At 38.1% G+C, this 16,895-nt stretch carries 16 protein-coding genes, 1 tRNA gene and 1 CRISPR repeat array (1 of these 18 cut by a window edge); of the genes, 11 read left to right on the forward strand and 6 right to left on the reverse strand.

Annotated elements, in window-relative coordinates; genetic code table 11:
- Positions 1 to 44: 44 nt before the first annotated feature.
- The 6 genes from HWN40_RS10730 to HWN40_RS10755 all read right to left on the reverse strand — a co-directional run bounded on the left by HWN40_RS10730 (position 45) and on the right by HWN40_RS10755 (position 5,260).
- On the reverse strand, positions 45 to 968 hold the full coding sequence (locus HWN40_RS10730) for an acyltransferase (RefSeq protein WP_343044085.1): 924 nt from the start codon (positions 966 to 968) through the stop codon (positions 45 to 47).
- A gap of 75 nt (positions 969 to 1,043) precedes the next feature.
- Positions 1,044 to 1,517: a PUA domain-containing protein gene (locus tag HWN40_RS10735; protein WP_246275905.1), complete on the reverse strand. Its 474-nt coding sequence runs from the start codon at positions 1,515 to 1,517 to the stop codon at positions 1,044 to 1,046.
- 322 nt (positions 1,518 to 1,839) lie between these two features.
- Complete coding sequence (locus HWN40_RS10740; RefSeq protein WP_176965726.1) at positions 1,840 to 3,306, reverse strand: RtcB family protein; 1,467 nt, start codon at positions 3,304 to 3,306, stop codon at positions 1,840 to 1,842.
- A 156-nt stretch (positions 3,307 to 3,462) separates the two neighbouring features.
- Positions 3,463 to 3,894 carry an archease gene (locus HWN40_RS10745; protein ID WP_176965727.1) on the reverse strand — a complete coding sequence of 144 codons (432 nt, stop codon included), beginning with the start codon at positions 3,892 to 3,894 and terminating at the stop codon, positions 3,463 to 3,465.
- A 63-nt stretch (positions 3,895 to 3,957) separates the two neighbouring features.
- The gene (locus HWN40_RS10750; RefSeq protein ID WP_176965728.1) at positions 3,958 to 4,572 is read right to left on the reverse strand and encodes a CDP-alcohol phosphatidyltransferase family protein; all 615 of its coding nucleotides are present in this window, start codon (positions 4,570 to 4,572) and stop codon (positions 3,958 to 3,960) included.
- A gap of 136 nt (positions 4,573 to 4,708) precedes the next feature.
- Positions 4,709 to 5,260, reverse strand: coding sequence for an aldolase (locus tag HWN40_RS10755; protein ID WP_176965729.1), 552 nt, complete (start codon positions 5,258 to 5,260; stop codon positions 4,709 to 4,711).
- Between the two features lie 97 nt (positions 5,261 to 5,357).
- Here HWN40_RS10755 and HWN40_RS10760 point away from each other — a divergent pair.
- The 11 genes from HWN40_RS10760 (at position 5,358) to cas2 (ending at position 15,228) form a co-directional block, all read left to right on the forward strand.
- A tRNA-Thr gene (locus HWN40_RS10760) sits at positions 5,358 to 5,431 on the forward strand.
- A gap of 171 nt (positions 5,432 to 5,602) precedes the next feature.
- Complete coding sequence (locus HWN40_RS10765; protein ID WP_176965730.1) at positions 5,603 to 5,890, forward strand: AbrB/MazE/SpoVT family DNA-binding domain-containing protein; 288 nt, start codon at positions 5,603 to 5,605, stop codon at positions 5,888 to 5,890.
- A 5-nt stretch (positions 5,891 to 5,895) separates the two neighbouring features.
- Positions 5,896 to 6,234, forward strand: a complete 339-nt coding sequence (locus tag HWN40_RS10770; protein WP_176965731.1) for a type II toxin-antitoxin system PemK/MazF family toxin — start codon at positions 5,896 to 5,898, stop codon at positions 6,232 to 6,234.
- A 77-nt stretch (positions 6,235 to 6,311) separates the two neighbouring features.
- Positions 6,312 to 7,037 carry a CRISPR-associated endoribonuclease Cas6 gene (gene cas6 / locus HWN40_RS10775; RefSeq protein WP_176965732.1) on the forward strand — a complete coding sequence of 242 codons (726 nt, stop codon included), beginning with the start codon at positions 6,312 to 6,314 and terminating at the stop codon, positions 7,035 to 7,037.
- Positions 7,038 to 7,127: 90 nt separating this feature from the next.
- Entirely contained in the window at positions 7,128 to 9,029 is a 1,902-nt protein-coding gene (locus tag HWN40_RS10780; RefSeq protein WP_176965733.1) for a hypothetical protein, read from the forward strand.
- Complete coding sequence (locus tag HWN40_RS10785; protein WP_176965734.1) at positions 9,026 to 9,880, forward strand: type I CRISPR-associated protein Cas7; 855 nt, start codon at positions 9,026 to 9,028, stop codon at positions 9,878 to 9,880. The genes HWN40_RS10780 and HWN40_RS10785 overlap by 4 nt, the downstream gene beginning before the upstream one ends.
- 29 nt (positions 9,881 to 9,909) lie before the next feature.
- Positions 9,910 to 10,674 (forward strand): CRISPR-associated protein Cas5, encoded by a 765-nt coding sequence (cas5, locus tag HWN40_RS10790; protein ID WP_176965735.1) that lies wholly within the window; start codon positions 9,910 to 9,912, stop codon positions 10,672 to 10,674.
- Positions 10,664 to 13,291, forward strand: coding sequence for a CRISPR-associated helicase Cas3' (gene cas3 / locus HWN40_RS10795; RefSeq protein WP_176965736.1), 2,628 nt, complete (start codon positions 10,664 to 10,666; stop codon positions 13,289 to 13,291). Before cas5 ends, cas3 begins: the two co-directional genes overlap by 11 nt.
- Before the next feature lie 118 nt (positions 13,292 to 13,409).
- Positions 13,410 to 13,919 carry a CRISPR-associated protein Cas4 gene (gene cas4 / locus HWN40_RS10800; RefSeq protein WP_176965737.1) on the forward strand — a complete coding sequence of 170 codons (510 nt, stop codon included), beginning with the start codon at positions 13,410 to 13,412 and terminating at the stop codon, positions 13,917 to 13,919.
- Positions 13,920 to 13,958: 39 nt separating this feature from the next.
- A complete protein-coding gene (cas1b, locus tag HWN40_RS10805; RefSeq protein ID WP_176965738.1) occupies positions 13,959 to 14,963 on the forward strand; it encodes a type I-B CRISPR-associated endonuclease Cas1b in 1,005 nt (334 codons plus the stop codon).
- Between the two features lies 1 nt (position 14,964).
- Positions 14,965 to 15,228 (forward strand): CRISPR-associated endonuclease Cas2, encoded by a 264-nt coding sequence (cas2, locus tag HWN40_RS10810; protein ID WP_176965739.1) that lies wholly within the window; start codon positions 14,965 to 14,967, stop codon positions 15,226 to 15,228.
- Between the two features lie 202 nt (positions 15,229 to 15,430).
- Positions 15,431 to 16,895: direct repeats of the CRISPR family, unit length 30 nt; unit sequence GTTAAAATCAGACCTTAGAGGGATTGAAAT; it runs 5,578 nt beyond the window's last position.

Raw genomic sequence — 16,895 nt, forward strand, 5'->3', positions numbered from 1 at the left:
CCATCCCCTCAGATGCATTTTTAATATCGGTATCTCAACATTTTTCAAACATTCAGTTCCATCAGTTCTTTTTCGTTCAGAACCTCTTCTTCCTCTCTTTCGAACACTATTCCGTCAGGTGCGCGCATGACACCGTCAACACGTGCGCTCTCATGTATCTTTATCGACTGGGCATTGATCTCACCCAGTATATGAGTCTCTTCTGCAATGTAGACCGTACCCCTGGAAACGATATTCCCGTGAATAATATTCTTCTGACCCAGTCTTACGTCCTGGATGGTACGGATACTTCCGTAAAGGGTGGTAGCGTCAGCCATTTCCAGTGAGGTGGCACGGATGTTACCAACCAGCCGGCAATCGCTTCCGATAACCGCCTTTGAAGGCACCCTGATAGCGTCCATGGAGATCTTGGAACCATTCGGGACTATCATGCTGTTAACACCGATGGACTCAAGCTCTTCATCATCAAAGAGATCTTCCAATGCCTTCTCAACCTCTTCGTCCTTACCAAGTCTTAAGAGTTCACTGATGTAGAGGAAGAGATAGACTATGACCGGAATAGGGTTACGTACAACAATCCAGCCCTTTGCCTCGAAACCGCCATTGATCTTGACATCATTGCCAATATCGAGGTCACCTTTTACAACAAGCTTACCATCTATGGAAACGAACTCACCGATATAGGCGTTTGCATCGGTCTTGACGTTCCCCCCGATCTGTGACCAGATATCGACCCTGACATCAGATCTTGATATGAGATCACCGGCAAGCTGAACCCTTTCTCCCAGTATGGAAGAATTTGAGATCACACCGTACCTGATATCAGAATGGTTACCGATAATGATGTCTCCGTCTACCACTATCGTATGTTCTTCCATTCTGGTTTTATCCGGAACGATAAAAGTTTTGAAAAACTCCTCTTCTATATTCTCACGCTCCGGAGACGGATTAGTTTTTTTTGAAGGCATCGCTGCTATTGTCCATTTTTATCGGCTTGATATTATTTTAATTTTATCCTTTAAACATCTTGTTTGTTATTTATATTATGACTGGTCCCTGCCACGTCTGACATCAACAGCCGCCCCTCTGTCCAGATCAGCAACCTCACCCGGAGAGAAAAGCAACTGGCCTGTTGCAAGCAAGTCATCGGATTCGCTTACAACCACCACCTCGTCACCTGCACGAAGTTCAGGATCAAGGGACAGGACATGTTTGGCAAAAGTGGTCTTACCATTTGCCACAAAGGGCACCGCATCCTCACAAATAACAACACGCCTTGCAGGTGCAGGGAAATAATCATGAAGCGCACGGGCACCTTCCATACCAAGGGTTAGCATACCGTCCTTTGCCCTGACTGTTGCGATGTGCTCATCTTCCTTAAAGACCTGCCGTACTCGTTTGGTCTTTGAAAGCCTGAAAGTGACATCATCCGGGAAAAGGGCATTTCCACAGCCTTTTCCAAACTGGAAGTCCGCCATAACACGTACTCTTTTAAGATTTTTCTCGATATCTGGCATAGATGCTAAATAATGGATAAGCATTAAATTGATAGCGGTCCGTGGGAGAGAATATCCCGGACAGGTACAAAAATCGTATTTAAAGAATATCGAACAGATTTATATATAATAATGACTAATTATAAGCTGAGGAAGCGGGCTAACTGCTTGTAGCTGTATTCAAAGGTATAGTAACTGTAACCAAGCAAAACCATTCATCCCCTCAAACATATCCCGCTTCCTCATTGCTCATTCTTACTGGTTTTAAATTACAGGGACTGCAAAGTCTCTTTTTTTGCTTTCCTTGTTTTTAGAAGAGAAAAATGAAGAAAAGAAGAGAGGTTTAGCCTTTTATAACTCCCATTGGCAGGAGCCTGGCAACCTTCCTGGCAATACCAAGATCATGAACTACATCCACTACTTCACTGCTGGATTTATAGACCGCCGGTGCTTCTTCAGCTATCAGCGAGGGTTGTGTGGCCCTGACCTGTATACCCCTGGAGCTTAACTCATCGCGTATGTCCTCACCACGCAACTCCTTTTTGGCATGTTTGCGACTCATGACACGGCCTGCACCATGACATGCACTGCCAAAGCTGATCTCCATGGAATCCTTCGTGCTGCACAGCACATAAGAAGGTGTTCCCATACTTCCGGGTATCAGGACTGGCTGGCCCAGATCAAGATAATCTTCGGGCAGGTCAGGATGGCCCGGCGGGAACGCACGTGTGGCTCCTTTCCTGTGTACGTACACCTCGGTGTTCTTTCCGTCGATCTTATGCTCTTCAAGCTTGGCGATATTGTGTGCCACATCATAGACAAGGTCAAGACCAAGATCACAGAAGTCATTTGCAAAGTGGCTCTCGAATATCTCGCGGGCCCAGTGCATGATCACATGCCTGTTGACCCACGCATAGTTGGCCGCACACACCATTGCTTTGAAATAATCCTGTGCTTCCTGGGACTGGGCCGGAGCACATGCAAGCTGCCTGTCAGGGAGGGATATGTTATATTTTTTCGAAGCGCTGGTAAGTATCTGCAAGTGATCGGTACATATCTGGTGACCCGCACCGCGTGAGCCGCAATGTACCATGAAAGTGACCTGTCCTTCCTTGAGTCCCATGGCAGCAGCAGCCTCTTCATCATATATCTTATCGATATACTGGACCTCAAGGAAATGATTTCCACTTCCCAGGGTTCCTATCTGAGGTCTTCCGCGTTTGCGGGCCTTTGCACTTACCTTGGACGGATCGGCTCCCGGCATCTGTCCCTTACTCTCACAATGTGCGATATCCGCTTCTACACCGTAACCGTTTTCCACCGCCCACTGTACACCATGCACGAAGATGTCTTCCAGCTCGGCATCCGTAACCCTGAGCCTGCTCTTGGATCCCACACCTGTGGGAATCGCCTTGAAGAGGTCATCCAGCAGTTCTGAGAGCTTCGGACGTACATCCTGCTCGGATAAATTGGATCTTATGAGCCGCACTCCGCAATTGATATCAAAACCTACTCCACCTGGACTTATTATGCCGGTCTCCTTATCGAATGCAGCAACACCGCCGATGGAAAAACCATAACCAAGGTGTGCATCCGGCATGGCCATGGAGTATTTCTGTATCCCCGGCAGGGTGGCTACATTCGCCACCTGCCCGAGAGTTTCCATTTCAAGCATATTAAGAAGCGACTCCGAGACAAAGATGCGGCCGGGAACGTTCATCCCCGGTTTGAATCCTACGGGCACCTCCCATTCATTATCACTGATACGTTTGAGCACATCGAAGACCGAAGTTTCATTCTCATCTGACATCTGATTTTTCCTCTGTGATGAAATCTATAAGCCGAACTATATGATTGTGTACGTATGAATGTGTTGATGATATCTCAAGTAAAAACCTATGTGAACAGAAGACAGACACTGACGGCAGATATCATAACCTGAATTGAAAAAGATCAATGTTATATCTCAGGTATCCACCGTTGCCTGTATCATCCAGCCCTGTGGTGTTTTCTCGACCTTCATGTCGTTGTAGGTTGCGGCCTTGACCTCGGTATCAAACTTATGTCTGGAAAGGTCGATATCCTCACCAATAGCTTTTGCGTATATTCGGCAGCCTCCGTTGTCCTCTTCCACCCTGTCAACAATGAAGTTACCGAATACCATTGTCTCGACCTCGAATACGAAGAGGAGTTCCGAGAGCCAGTTGAAAAGAAGAGCTTCGATGTCCTCCGAGCTCAGCTCGATCTCCTGTGAGACTTTATTCTCCACGGTGTCGGTGTCTATCATTACATTGAACATGGCAAAAGCTGCGTTCTCAAAGGCTTCCTCGAGTGTTTTGCCATATGCCCTGAACTTTGCATCAGCCGTATGTTCCAGATATTCGAATCTTTCATCCATAAGAGAGATTTTACTCCTGAGTTTATTTTGCTTATGAGGGTAATAAGTATCCCTGAAAGCTGTTTACAGACTGAGTTGCTTCCATATATGGGCTATCCTCTGGAAAGCTGTTATATGGCTTCCCACTGCGATGATAACTATAACCCAGCCAAGCGATGACAGTCCGTAAACTTGTACAGGTGATATCACGTAAATCAGGGAAGCCAGCATTATAAATATAAGACGATCAGCCCTGCCGATTATCCCGCCATAGTAGCGTCCGAGATTGAGTGCCTGAGCCTGTGTTCCGAGATAACTTGTTATCTGGACGCCCACGATCGCCACAACGCCTATCATCCAGTCCACATAGCCACCAAAGAAGATACCGCATATGATAAAGACATCTGCATAGCGGTCTATCACGTGATCCAGAAAGTCACCCTTGGCACTTGCAACTGAAAGGTAGCGTGCCATGATCCCGTCCATTGCATCAAGCAGTGAGTTCAGTGCTACCATCAAACCTGCAGCCATCACAATGATGGGATTTGCATCGGAATAATAGAACAATACACCAGATACTACTGCAAAAATAAGAGAAAGCATGGAAATGGCATTGGGTGTTACACCGGCATTTGCAGTGATTTTTGCCATTGGTTCCAGATATTTGAGGGCAAGGGGTCTTAGAGCATTGGAAGTCATGAATATTGTACTAAAAGAACTCTTTTTTGATTTAATGTTTTCCGGGTGATAACAGGAAACAGAGCATAATATATAAGATTTTATATAAGAACCGAATAATGGCGAAGTCTTTCAGAGGTCTAAAAAACAGGATACGTCATTTACGTGCCAGATCATACCAGTATCTGATCTTGCAGGAGTGCTCCACCTGGGTGGTCATAACATATGCCTCATCCAGTACGCGCCCGATTGCAAACGTCCCGTGACTGTAGACTACTGCAGCCCTGTGGGAAGCAAGTGCAGAAGAGAGGTTGTCTGCAAGTTCATCAGAGCCGATACCACCCATGACAACAGGGATCTCCCCCAGGAAATACTGCCCTTCACTGTCGGCGGGTTCGATCATATCATTCTCTGCAAGCAGGGACAGGGTCACCGCAAAGGGACAGTGGGCATGTACGATGGCAAGTGCAGGTGTGTTCCTGTAGATTGCACGATGCACAATTGCCTCGGAGGATGCGATCATATCAAGGGCACAGGTCCCATCGAGCACGACCTCCACGACACCGTCCTCTGTGATCTCATCAAGTGCGCATCCGCTTCGCGTGATAAGCATGCGGTTCCCTATCCTCACACTGATGTTACCGAAGTGTGATTCCACAAGACCTGTGTCCACAAGTTTTTTACCGATCCTGGATATTTCACGCCACATGGATTATCTCCGGAAGTATTACCATAAAATTTATCTGCGATAATGATATGTAAGGGAGTGCATCGCATAAATAGATGCGGAATACTTATTCACAGATGCCTCGGTGGCTCAGCCCGGCAGAGCGAGTGACTTGTAATCACTAGGTCGCGTGTTCAAATCACGCCCGGGGCTTCTTACTATTTTTGACGTAAGCTGGTATTACAAAATATTTTTGCAAATTCTCGTTATACTCCTAAACGCAGATTTGTTTTTGCAATCAAAATCAATATATTCCCGGCGATCAAACTGGTGTAAGATGGAATCTTACGTAAGAACACATCTTACATGTTGAGGAATGAAATTATGGATACTATAGTCGGCTTCAGGGAAGTGACCGTATCAGGTAAAGGCCAGATAGTGATTCCAAAGGAGCTTCGCAAAACAACATTTCCCGAAGGAACACAGGCAGTGGTGGTGGCATACACCGACCATATGGAGATCCGTCCGCTCTCCTATGTACTGGAAAAAATGGAGTGCGCCCTGATGTCAGAAACGGCATTTGAAGAGGAGTGGGACAGCCCTGAAGAGGATAAAGCCTGGGAAAACCTGCTTGAGCATGCAGCAGAATACCAGCGCAAAAAGAAGGATTGAGAACAATGCCTCCAAGGTACAAAAAAGGAGATGTTGTTGTCCTTCCTTTTCCTTACACGGATATGACGGCAAGCAAAACACGTCCCGTACTGGTGGTTGCACATCCAAGAGGCACGAACGTAATTGTTTCCCAGATCACGAGTCAGCAGGCACGCAAAGATGAATATGCGGTATCCCTGACAAAGGAGGACTTTGCAGAGGGTTCGCTGCCAAGGGCAAGTTTTGTCAAAGCCAATATGATCATGACCCTGGCAGAGGATATGATCCTCACAAAAACGGGAGTAGTGGATAAAGATAAAATGAAGGATATTGAAAACAAATTAGTCCGGATATTCACGCAGTAAGAAAGGTAAAAAAAAAGCAGGACATATAATAGGCTTTTTTCGTAACATATAAATAATATTGCTTTGTCATATAGAGTATGCGATGCAAAATAACTATTCGAAAGACATCGTCAAATCCTATCCATTATGATTACCAGTACGGCATTGCGTCAATGTTATACAAACGCCTTGCCAATGCCAATATCAGTCTTGCAAATGAGCTTCACAGTCACCAGGGATTCAAATTCTATACATTTTCAAATCTTGTGATCGAAGACCGGATCAAGGCTAAACAGGGTCTGAATTTCACCAGAGCCCATTTTTTCATATCATCACCTGATTCCGAATTTATTCGCAGTTTCACAGAAGGACTGCTCATGGAACCTGAGTTTTACCTCGGAAAAGGCAAAAAAGCAAATTTCATAATTGAAAGTGCGGAGGTTCTGCCACAAAAAGATTTTTCGGATACCTGTAAGTTCACAACTCTATCCCCCTTATATGTGAAGACCATGAGGAAAAAAGATGGAAAGCTTGCTGAGTTCGACCTTTATCCAAAGGACGCCAAGTTCTACGAGAATCTCCACACAAATCTCACTTCCAGATATGAGCAGTACCACGGAAAAAAGGTAGAACAGGATTTTTTCGAGATACTGGATGTGAAGAACTTCAAACCAAAACGCGTGTCCATAGGTAACAGCTTCAGAAGATGCAGTCTGTTGACTATGAAACTAGAGGCAAGTCCAGAACTTGTGAAGTTCGCCTATGATGCCGGACTGGGCGAGAAAAATGCAATGGGATTCGGGTGTCTGGGGGTTGTGGAGTGAATCGTTTCACTGGACTTAATAAAAGTTTATTTAGTACTATTTATCATTCTTTAATTATCAAATTAATTTCATCTTGTTCGGGGAGAAAAAATGTATAATTTTATTGTAAATTTGTTTTCAGAAGATGAATATGATACTTTGCTGAATAGCCAAACATCAGATCAAAGGATCGGAAAAACAAAAGCATTGATTATTCCTCCAGAGATATCCGATGAGCCGTTTCTAATTGACCCTGCTAATCTGGAAGATGAATTTGATCGAAGACCTTGGCTTGAAGCTTATGGTTCGAAGTATTTTAAATCCGAAAACTTTATTCGTCCAACCCGCAACTCAAGCAATAACATTGGTGGTAACAATGCATTATTGAGTCATTCCTTAACTCATTATAAAATAACGGATGCTTTTATTGATAAAGATGAGAATAACAAGGCTAGAAAATATTCAAATGATAATATCATCATAGAAATCCCAGCTGAAAAAATTGACAATTTTAAAAAAGCAGCTTCTGAAATTGATTTATACACTCCCTTTTTATATCTCTGTGACAATGTATACAATGTCTTTCGTAATTTCAACAATATAAATCCTGATAATCATTATGGTTTAGGACAGAATGATTATATCATTTTTTTGAGTAACAAAGAAGATGTCAATTCATACATTGATGCTGTATCAGCTTATACTTTGAATAAACTTTTGAAATATAAAACCTTTGTAAGTGAATGTGATTGTTGTGGCTCACACGAACAACTTTATATGTTAGCTCAAGGAAATTTATTTGATCTTCAAAAAAGTAGAAAGTATTTGCTAAGACATCCTACCAGATATAAAACAAATCTTAAATCAAAAAATCCAGAAAATTTTAATATTTGTGGTAAATGTGCAAAACAACTACACAATTTTTTTGAATACCTCAAAGCATACAAATTTTATAAATATGTGTTCCCTACTTCTATAAATGTTACAAGCAGTGAGTATAAGAATTATTCATCCAAACCGCTTGGAATATTGAAAATGCTAAATAAGCTGTATAAATCAAACCGTTTTCAGGAATTTGACTATGTGATGATACTTACAGACCCTAAGTTAGAGAATGTCAAATTTGTATATGTCAGCAATTTCGATTATGAACTTCAAAATGAGGATTTTATCAATGTTGTGGATTTGCCCATATATTCAACATTAAAAAACCTACCTTCAAAGGGTAAGGACAGCGAAATCACACATATTCAAAATCAAAGAGATAAGTCTATTTTTTTAAGAGAGCTAAATCTACTGTTTAATAATAATCTTGTTGGTTCTCTTTTTGAAACTGATCCTTCAAAATTGATGAAAAATCTTCCTCCATTTTTAAAATTAAAGCTAATAGAATATAATTCTCCCATTTGCAACTATGTTTATTTCCAAAACAATTCATTGTTTGAAGACAGGATTTATACCAAACTATTTACAGAACTTCTCTCTGAAATGATAAAAAATCCTGCATTACGTGATGAATTAAAGATTAGACCTAACAAAATTCGTTTTTTCCTTACTATTTATTACAAATATTTGTCTATGGAACAAAAAGGAGAAGATACTATTACAGAATATATGTCATTGAAAGAAAAAATGGATGGAAATGATTTATTTGAAATAGAAAACGACTTTGAAGCAAGTTACTGCATGGGACAGATATTCTATTATTTGCTTCAAGTTTCAAAAGGACAAAACACATTAGATCTTTTTACCAAATATACTATGAATGTACATAATATGGAAATATTAAAAAAGAAATTGATAACAGTTCTTGAAAAATATTCACATAATGAGTATCTTGATGGGAACCGTAAATTCCACAACATGATGAGCGGTGTACTTGCATTTAAATTTAGCAAATCATACGATGACAACAAGATTCCATTATATACAGGTTACTTTGATAAAAACTATCTATTTTATTCAAAAAAGGAAGGAGATGAAAGTGAATTACAACAGGAGGAATCTGAATGAATTATAATGGGCTAGTAGTTATAAACGCAAAAAATGCAAGTTTTAATGCAGGTTTTGATGGTTTGCCAAGAAGATTACCAAATGGAAGAATATTTGCCACGGATAAAACATTAAAATATTGTATAAGAGAATATCTTTCTAGTGATGAAACTGTTTTTGTTCAAAGGACAAAGAAAGAACATGAAACAAAAGACGGAGCTGTCCTAAGATACCTTACATTAAAAGAAAATTATCTGGAAAAGTGTGGAAAGAAATCGATTCCAAAAAGTGAAATCGAAGTAATGGAGGATTTGAAGTCATTTATTGATGTTCGTCTTTTTGGTGTTGTTTTTGCAGTTGATAAAAACATTTCTATCACAGGTCCCTGCCAAATAAATTATGGTATAAATTGCTTTGAAAATTCGAGTATCTATTCATCTGACATACTATCCCCGTATAGAAACCCAAATGAAAATAGCAAAGAGAGCCAACAGACGACCATAGGTTCAGAATCCAGGGCAGATGATGTTTACTATGTGTATGATATTTGTCTAAACATGAACTCTGCTCAAAAACAAGGAATTGATATATCTGATGCCGATATTGAAAAGTTAAAAAATGCTCTGAAGTATTCGGTGGGCGGTGTAAATTCCACAACTATGTTTGGCTGTGAAACAGTAAGCATGATCTGGTTTGAAAATAAGAATAACCACATTTTCAATAACCTGAATTCACAAGTCAGTGTGTATGAATCAGATGGAAATGTTATTGTGGATTATTCAAAAGTCTATGGGATAATTGCTGATGGAATTAATAAAGACTCACTTGAGCAATACAGCAATAAAGTTGAGAATATCGGTCTTTCAGATTGATAATTCTTCAACAAATTCAGGTGATTCTATTGAATACAACACTTGAATCTTTTTCATCAACAAATGCGAAAGGTCCTGAGAATTCAAATAAACTACTTACCTTTAGACTGCATGGGACGTTTGCTCATTTCAATCAACCAATTAGCAATCGCTTTAGAAATACGTATTCTATTATTCCAAAGCCACAATTATTAGGAATTATTGGTTCACTTATAGGTCTTAATGGATATAAAAATTCTAGCACTTATCCTGAATTCTATTCAAGATTATCTGACTTAAAAGTGTTCATCAAACCTAATAGCTCAGCTAATAAAAAATTTGTAGTTACATATAATAGTCTCAATAGCTTTCTAAATAATAGAGTTGATTCGGGTTCTCCTAATGTGATGATTAATGAGCAAATAATTCAAGATCCAGATTATGAAATAGGATTAATATTAAATGAAAATGATCCGCTTCATGCCCAGATCATTGAACATATAATTCAAAATAAAAGTGTATTTCCAATATATTTAGGTAAAAATGAATTCTTTGCTAATATAGAGTATATTTCATTAAACGATTATGAAATAAACTCTGAAAAAAGGGTTGTTTGCTCTAGCATATTTCCTTTTGATGAATTATCAAAAGAAACAACTCGTTATTTAAAAATGGAATTACTCCCCATAGATTTTGATGAAATGTTCAAGTATGTCTATTGTTTAATGGCAATTCCGCAAAGTGAAACAAAGGTCGAATTAAAAAATCCAGATAATTGTATTGTATCAGAAGGAAGTGTATATTATGTGTTCTGATACTTTCAAAGTACTTTTTGATACAATTGACAAAAGCCTTTTTCCATCAAATACTTATTTTTCTGCACATAAAAAAGACAATAATCTTGAATTATTAGAAGACCATTCCCGGTTATGTGGAGAATATTTTCTGTATATAGTTGATAAATTAGGGCTTGAACCAATTTTTGACAATTTTATAGATGAATTATTCGGCGAAAAAAATAGAGTATCAGTAAAGCAGATTTTGCTTTATATGGTCTATTATCATGATATTGGAAAACTAAACCCTAATTTTCAACAGATCAAAGTACATAATAAGAAAAAGTCAGCTAACAGCAAACATAGTTTTTTTTCAGACAGAATATTGAGTTCATATCTTTTGGATAAATATCCGGATTTTGAGGGGCCAATTTATTTAGCTGCCACTATTGTTTCAAAGCATCATACAAGACTCAGTGATTTTTCTACAAATTGTGATGAGAGCTTAGATGAGAGAAAAATCATAGAGGAAATAATTCATGAAGTAGGAATTAAAGAAATTCCAATTTCTGAACAATCAAAAGATGATTTTTTCTGGAAAGAATATGATTGGCAAAAAATGTTTCTTTTTGTGAAACTATCTTATTCTCTACTTGTACTTAGCGATTCCTATTCTACCTTGCATTATTCTAAATCACTGGATTCTATGTATGAATTGAACGTAATAGATCGTGAGATTCATGAAAAAATGGCGAAATCATATTCGATGATTCCATATAATAGAAATATAGATGCCATGTCCTCTGTCAACCTTGAATCTTGTTATGACATAAATGAAATAAGAAAGGAAATACTTGCTGAATGTAGCACCAATATGGAGCATTTGTTGCAGCAAGATCATAAAATATTCATGCTGACAGTGCCAACAGGTGGCGGGAAAACAAACATTTCGATGAATCTAGCTTTAAAGATACTTGAAAATGATGATACTATTAAACGAATTTTTTATGTATTTCCGTTTATCAATATAATTGAGCAAAATTATAGTGTTATAGAAAGTTCTTTGTTTCACGAATCACTCTTTCCAGACAGATTAGGTACAGTTTCTGATATTTATTCACGGTCTTATATCGATAAGTTCAACGAGAATGAAGACACTAAAGTATCCTATTTTAAGAAAATTAAAATAATTCAGGATGATAATTTCTTAAATAATTGCGTAAATGTAGTCACCAACGTCAATTTTTTCAATTGTTTCATTAAAACGCATGGCAACAATCGTTACAAAATTGCCAGTTTGTGTAACAGTGTTGTAATAATCGATGAAATTCAGACATTAAGTGATAGGAATATACGTACTTTTTACAATTTTATAAAAGAAACAAGCAAATCGTTGAATATTTATTATATTATTATGAGTGCAACTCTTCCTGATATCAATTACTTTATAGATGATTCTAATGCTGCACAACTGATAGATAATGCACAGAAATATTATAATCATCCGGTTTTTAAAAGAAATAAAGTAATCTTTAGAAAAGATGTGAATGATATTGATGGTATCAAAGATATACTAATTAACGAAATTGAAAATAATTACGTAACAGGGTCCGTAAAAATTCTCATTACTCTAAATCTGGTTGCAACTTCAGCAAAAGTATATGAAGAACTTAAGTTTGATGAATATTTTGATGACTTCTCGTTTTATCTTTTGAACAGTACCACTTCCAATCTTCGACGCAAAAAGATGATCGAAGAAATAAAAGATAAAGATAATGATGAGAGAATCATAATTGTTTCCACACAATCAATTGAAGCTGGTGTGGATATAGATTGTGATTTTGGAATAAGAGATTATTCTATTTTGGATAGTATAGAACAGGTATCAGGTAGAATTAACAGAGAATGTAGTGGTGATAAATCTAAAAAATCCAAGCTTTTCATTATTAAGTACAAAGAAAATCGTATTGCAGATTCAAAAAGAATATACGGCAATCAAAAACGATATACTATTTTGCTAGACAAGTCATCAATAAATGAAGAAGAAATAATAGCATTTAAGCAGTTCAACAATTATTATTCCACTCTTTCAGACGAGGTCAAAAAAATAGCCAATGATAGTTTTTCTTCAGTGAATAGAAAGATTGCTGAACTTCATTACCAGTCTTTAAGCAATGAAATCGATATCATTGATACTAAACTTGAAAAAATTGATATATTTATTTGTGATTCTATTTTACTTGACGGCTTGTCCAAGTATGATATTGGCAAAATAAAATCTTTACTATCTGATCCAGATATTCTAAAATTTACAGCAAACCGAAGAATCATTTCTGATGGAATGCTAATCACAAAAAATATATACATGGTCTGGAAAGACATAATTACAACTACTAATAAGTTTGAAAATATCTATATTATACGGAAAATTACAAGCCTACTCAATCAATTTATTATATCCATAAATAATATTAAAAATTATAATACGAATTTACGTGATTATCTGGAAAAAGAAGGATTTATTGAAGTAGACGATAAGTTCGATCTCATTATATCAACCCACAAATTTTCAAAATTCTATTCTTTTGAGGATGGATTAAATGTACTTGAAATTAAAGAATTAATGGATAATCAATCATGCGGAGTAATTATCTAAATAATTTTTTTTGAAACTTTAAATGATCAATAGATAGTTAGTTTGTGATAACGTGCCGGATTCAAATAAAAACCAAAAACTAGAATCAAGATCGGAAATTCCTTCTATATCGTCCCACATGAAAATAACCGGTGTCAAAATCAACTACTACCATATCTGCCACACCAAACTATGGCTCTTCTCCCACAACATCGCACTTGAGCATGAGCACGAGAACGTCAATATCGGCAAACTGTTGCATGAAGAGCGTTACAGCAAGAAAAAAAAGGACATCACCATCGACAACACCATCAGCATCGACTTTGTGAAGCAACGTAATGGTGTCATGGAGCTGCACGAGATCAAGAAGACAAAAAAGATGGAGGATGCTCACCTGCGTCAGATGCTGTATTATCTTTATTATCTCAAAAAAAGAGGTGTTGAAGGAAAAGGTGTCATGAACTATCCCCTGCTGAACCAGATAAGAGAAGTGGAACTGACACCAGATGGGGAAAAGAGTATTGAGGAGGACATAAGGGGCATTGAAGAGATCGTTACTGGCAGAATGCCGCATCCTAAACGCATGCGTATATGTCCTAAGTGTGCTTATTTCGAGTTCTGCTTTTGCGGAGAAGGGAATGAGGATTGACATTATTTCATATTACTATGTTGAGAAGAGGGAAACACGATGAGAACAGACTACTATATCCTTCAGGACGGGATCTTAAAGCGAAAGCAAAACACAGTCTATTTTGAAAACAAAGAAGGTAAACGCGCTTTACCTGTAAACAAGATTTATTCTGTTTACGCATACGGAAAACTATCATTCTCATCAGGTGTCGTGTCATACCTTTCAAAGAACGGGATCCCGATACACTTCTTCAACTACTACGGTTTCTATGAAGGCAGCATGTACCCACGGGAGACATTGATCAGCGGTGATCTTGTGATACAGCAGGCATCTCATTATCTTGATGAAGAGAAGCGCAAGTCACTCGGCAGAAAATTCATTGAAGGGGCTTGCAGTAATATTCTCAAGAACCTGAGATATTATTCGAGAAACAGAGACGATATTCAGGAAAGCATGGACGCATACATAGATTCAATCGAAGCGGAGATACTCTGCCTTCCGGAATCATCCTCTTCAATACCACAGATGATGAACGTGGAAGGGCGGATACGCAATATCTACTACAGTGCCCTTGATGAGATATTTCCGGAGGAATATCGGATAGTTACACGTACACGCCGCCCACCGGGAAATAAAATGAATACACTCATCAGTTTCGGCAATTCATTGATGTATACTACAGTGCTTTCAGAGATCTATAATACCCAGCTAAATCCTACCATCTCCTATCTTCACGAACCTTTTGAACGTCGTTTTTCACTTGCTCTTGATGTCAGTGAAATATTCAAACCGATTATCATTGACAGGGTCATATTGAAACTCGTAAACAAGAATATGCTGGATGATAACTGCTTCAGGGGTGAGATCGGAGATATGTTGCTGAGTGAGAAAGGCAAGAAGATATTCTTGCAGGGGTATAACGATAAGTTAGGTACGACTATCAAACACAAAGGTTTGAAGCGCAATGTATCATATAAGCGTCTCATCCGGCTGGAGCTTTACAAATTATCAAAGCACGTTCTTGGCGATGAAGAATATAAGCCTCTTGTAATGTGGTGGTAAAATGTACGTGATTATTGTCTATGATGCGGGAATAGAAAGGTTAAACAAAATCCGTATTTTCCTGAAGCAATATCTTAACTGGGTGCAAAACAGCGTTTTTGAAGGCGAACTTACTAAAGCAGAGTATATGAAAGTGCGTTCCAGACTGAAGGAACTGATAGACGATGATCTGGACTGCATATTTATTTATCACGTAAGGGACAAAAAGTATCTTGGCATTGAAGAATTGGGTACCAGAAAAGCTGAAATTGATTCAATTATCTGATTTTTCGTGGATCTTTATATACCTCCAACCAAATTAACGTTCCCCGAAATCCAGAATTCCATTTTATAGCCAGAGAGTTGAATTAAAATAGTATAAATTCTTATTTTCCATCAATAAAACAATACCAGGACAATTCCCGACACTTTTTGCCATTTCAATAATCAAAAGCAAAAATACCTTAAAATGGGCCAAAATTGGCTTAGTTAAAATCAGACCTTAGAGGGATTGAAATGTGAGTTTGTAGACAGCCTTGTTTGTGCCGCTGCCGGGTTAAAATCAGACCTTAGAGGGATTGAAATAAATATATAGGAGCATACCTTATCAAGTGCGTACATGTTAAAATCAGACCTTAGAGGGATTGAAATTGGAATGGTCACAGAAGCTCTTGAGATAGAGTTTCAGTTAAAATCAGACCTTAGAGGGATTGAAATTAATACACTTTAGCTATGTACTTTGACGCTTTTCTTGTTAAAATCAGACCTTAGAGGGATTGAAATTCGTCGTCAAAAGACTTACTGTAGACAGGTTTCAATGTTAAAATCAGACCTTAGAGGGATTGAAATTAGGAGATAAAGAGTATAAAGTTACCACTGATGGTAGTTAAAATCAGACCTTAGAGGGATTGAAATAAATCTGTTATAGGGCAGTTGGCAGCATTGATACAGGGTTAAAATCAGACCTTAGAGGGATTGAAATATGCTCCGGCAAGGTGTTTCAAAAAGTCGTTTACATGTTAAAATCAGACCTTAGAGGGATTGAAATATGCTCCGGCAAGGTGTTTCAAAAAGTCGTTTACATGTTAAAATCAGACCTTAGAGGGATTGAAATGAATCTATTCAATATCTTATAGGAAAGCAGGAAGGAGTTAAAATCAGACCTTAGAGGGATTGAAATTTCTTAATTATAGTCTGTGTTCCTGCTGCAAGTTCAGTTAAAATCAGACCTTAGAGGGATTGAAATTAATCATAAGGTTTTAGGAGTAAACTACAATGATACGTTAAAATCAGACCTTAGAGGGATTGAAATAGCTTTGAAAGTGCAGAAATAAGGTTTCCGTTTCCTACGGTTAAAATCAGACCTTAGAGGGATTGAAATGTAGTGGTGGCATACTGGACAAAAATGCTCATGTTGTTAAAATCAGACCTTAGAGGGATTGAAATACATGTCAATCCTTTCTATCACAATCCTGATAATTAGTTAAAATCAGACCTTAGAGGGATTGAAATCTGGTCTTAAGTTAACGTAAGTAACGGACGATAACAGTTAAAATCAGACCTTAGAGGGATTGAAATAAGGCAGAAGCTTCGACTCAAAATGCAAGTGCTGAGTTAAAATCAGACCTTAGAGGGATTGAAATGTCAGGTATCTGAAAATACCGAGTTTCTGCAGAAGGGTTAAAATCAGACCTTAGAGGGATTGAAATTCTCTAGTTCAACTGGAGTCTCTTTTGTAATCATCCGTTAAAATCAGACCTTAGAGGGATTGAAATAGATATTTTATTTATCAACTCAATGGACATAAATGGTTAAAATCAGACCTTAGAGGGATTGAAATGTACATTGGTATTCGACATCGGCGGTATTCTTGATTGTTAAAATCAGACCTTAGAGGGATTGAAATACATGTATTCTTCATAAGTTGCCATGTCAATTACTCGTTAAAATCAG

The sequence above is a fragment of the Methanolobus zinderi genome, from assembly GCF_013388255.1.
Taxonomy (GTDB): Archaea; Halobacteriota; Methanosarcinia; order Methanosarcinales; family Methanosarcinaceae; genus Methanolobus; species Methanolobus zinderi.

Excerpts from the sequence above, each read along its gene's own strand:
- HWN40_RS10730 (WP_343044085.1), bottom strand. The coding sequence starts at position 968 with ATGCCTTCAAAAAAAACTAATCCGTCTCCGGAGCGTGAGAATATAGAA.
- HWN40_RS10735 (WP_246275905.1), bottom strand. The coding sequence starts at position 1,517 with ATGCCAGATATCGAGAAAAATCTTAAAAGAGTACGTGTTATGGCGGAC.
- HWN40_RS10740 (WP_176965726.1), bottom strand. The coding sequence starts at position 3,306 with ATGTCAGATGAGAATGAAACTTCGGTCTTCGATGTGCTCAAACGTATC.
- HWN40_RS10745 (WP_176965727.1), bottom strand. The coding sequence starts at position 3,894 with ATGGATGAAAGATTCGAATATCTGGAACATACGGCTGATGCAAAGTTC.
- HWN40_RS10750 (WP_176965728.1), bottom strand. The coding sequence starts at position 4,572 with ATGACTTCCAATGCTCTAAGACCCCTTGCCCTCAAATATCTGGAACCA.
- HWN40_RS10755 (WP_176965729.1), bottom strand. The coding sequence starts at position 5,260 with ATGTGGCGTGAAATATCCAGGATCGGTAAAAAACTTGTGGACACAGGT.
- HWN40_RS10765 (WP_176965730.1), top strand. The coding sequence starts at position 5,603 with ATGGATACTATAGTCGGCTTCAGGGAAGTGACCGTATCAGGTAAAGGC.
- HWN40_RS10770 (WP_176965731.1), top strand. The coding sequence starts at position 5,896 with ATGCCTCCAAGGTACAAAAAAGGAGATGTTGTTGTCCTTCCTTTTCCT.
- cas6 (WP_176965732.1), top strand. The coding sequence starts at position 6,312 with ATGCGATGCAAAATAACTATTCGAAAGACATCGTCAAATCCTATCCAT.
- HWN40_RS10780 (WP_176965733.1), top strand. The coding sequence starts at position 7,128 with ATGTATAATTTTATTGTAAATTTGTTTTCAGAAGATGAATATGATACT.
- HWN40_RS10785 (WP_176965734.1), top strand. The coding sequence starts at position 9,026 with ATGAATTATAATGGGCTAGTAGTTATAAACGCAAAAAATGCAAGTTTT.
- cas3 (WP_176965736.1), top strand. The coding sequence starts at position 10,664 with ATGTGTTCTGATACTTTCAAAGTACTTTTTGATACAATTGACAAAAGC.
- cas4 (WP_176965737.1), top strand. The coding sequence starts at position 13,410 with ATGAAAATAACCGGTGTCAAAATCAACTACTACCATATCTGCCACACC.
- cas1b (WP_176965738.1), top strand. The coding sequence starts at position 13,959 with ATGAGAACAGACTACTATATCCTTCAGGACGGGATCTTAAAGCGAAAG.
- cas2 (WP_176965739.1), top strand. The coding sequence starts at position 14,965 with ATGTACGTGATTATTGTCTATGATGCGGGAATAGAAAGGTTAAACAAA.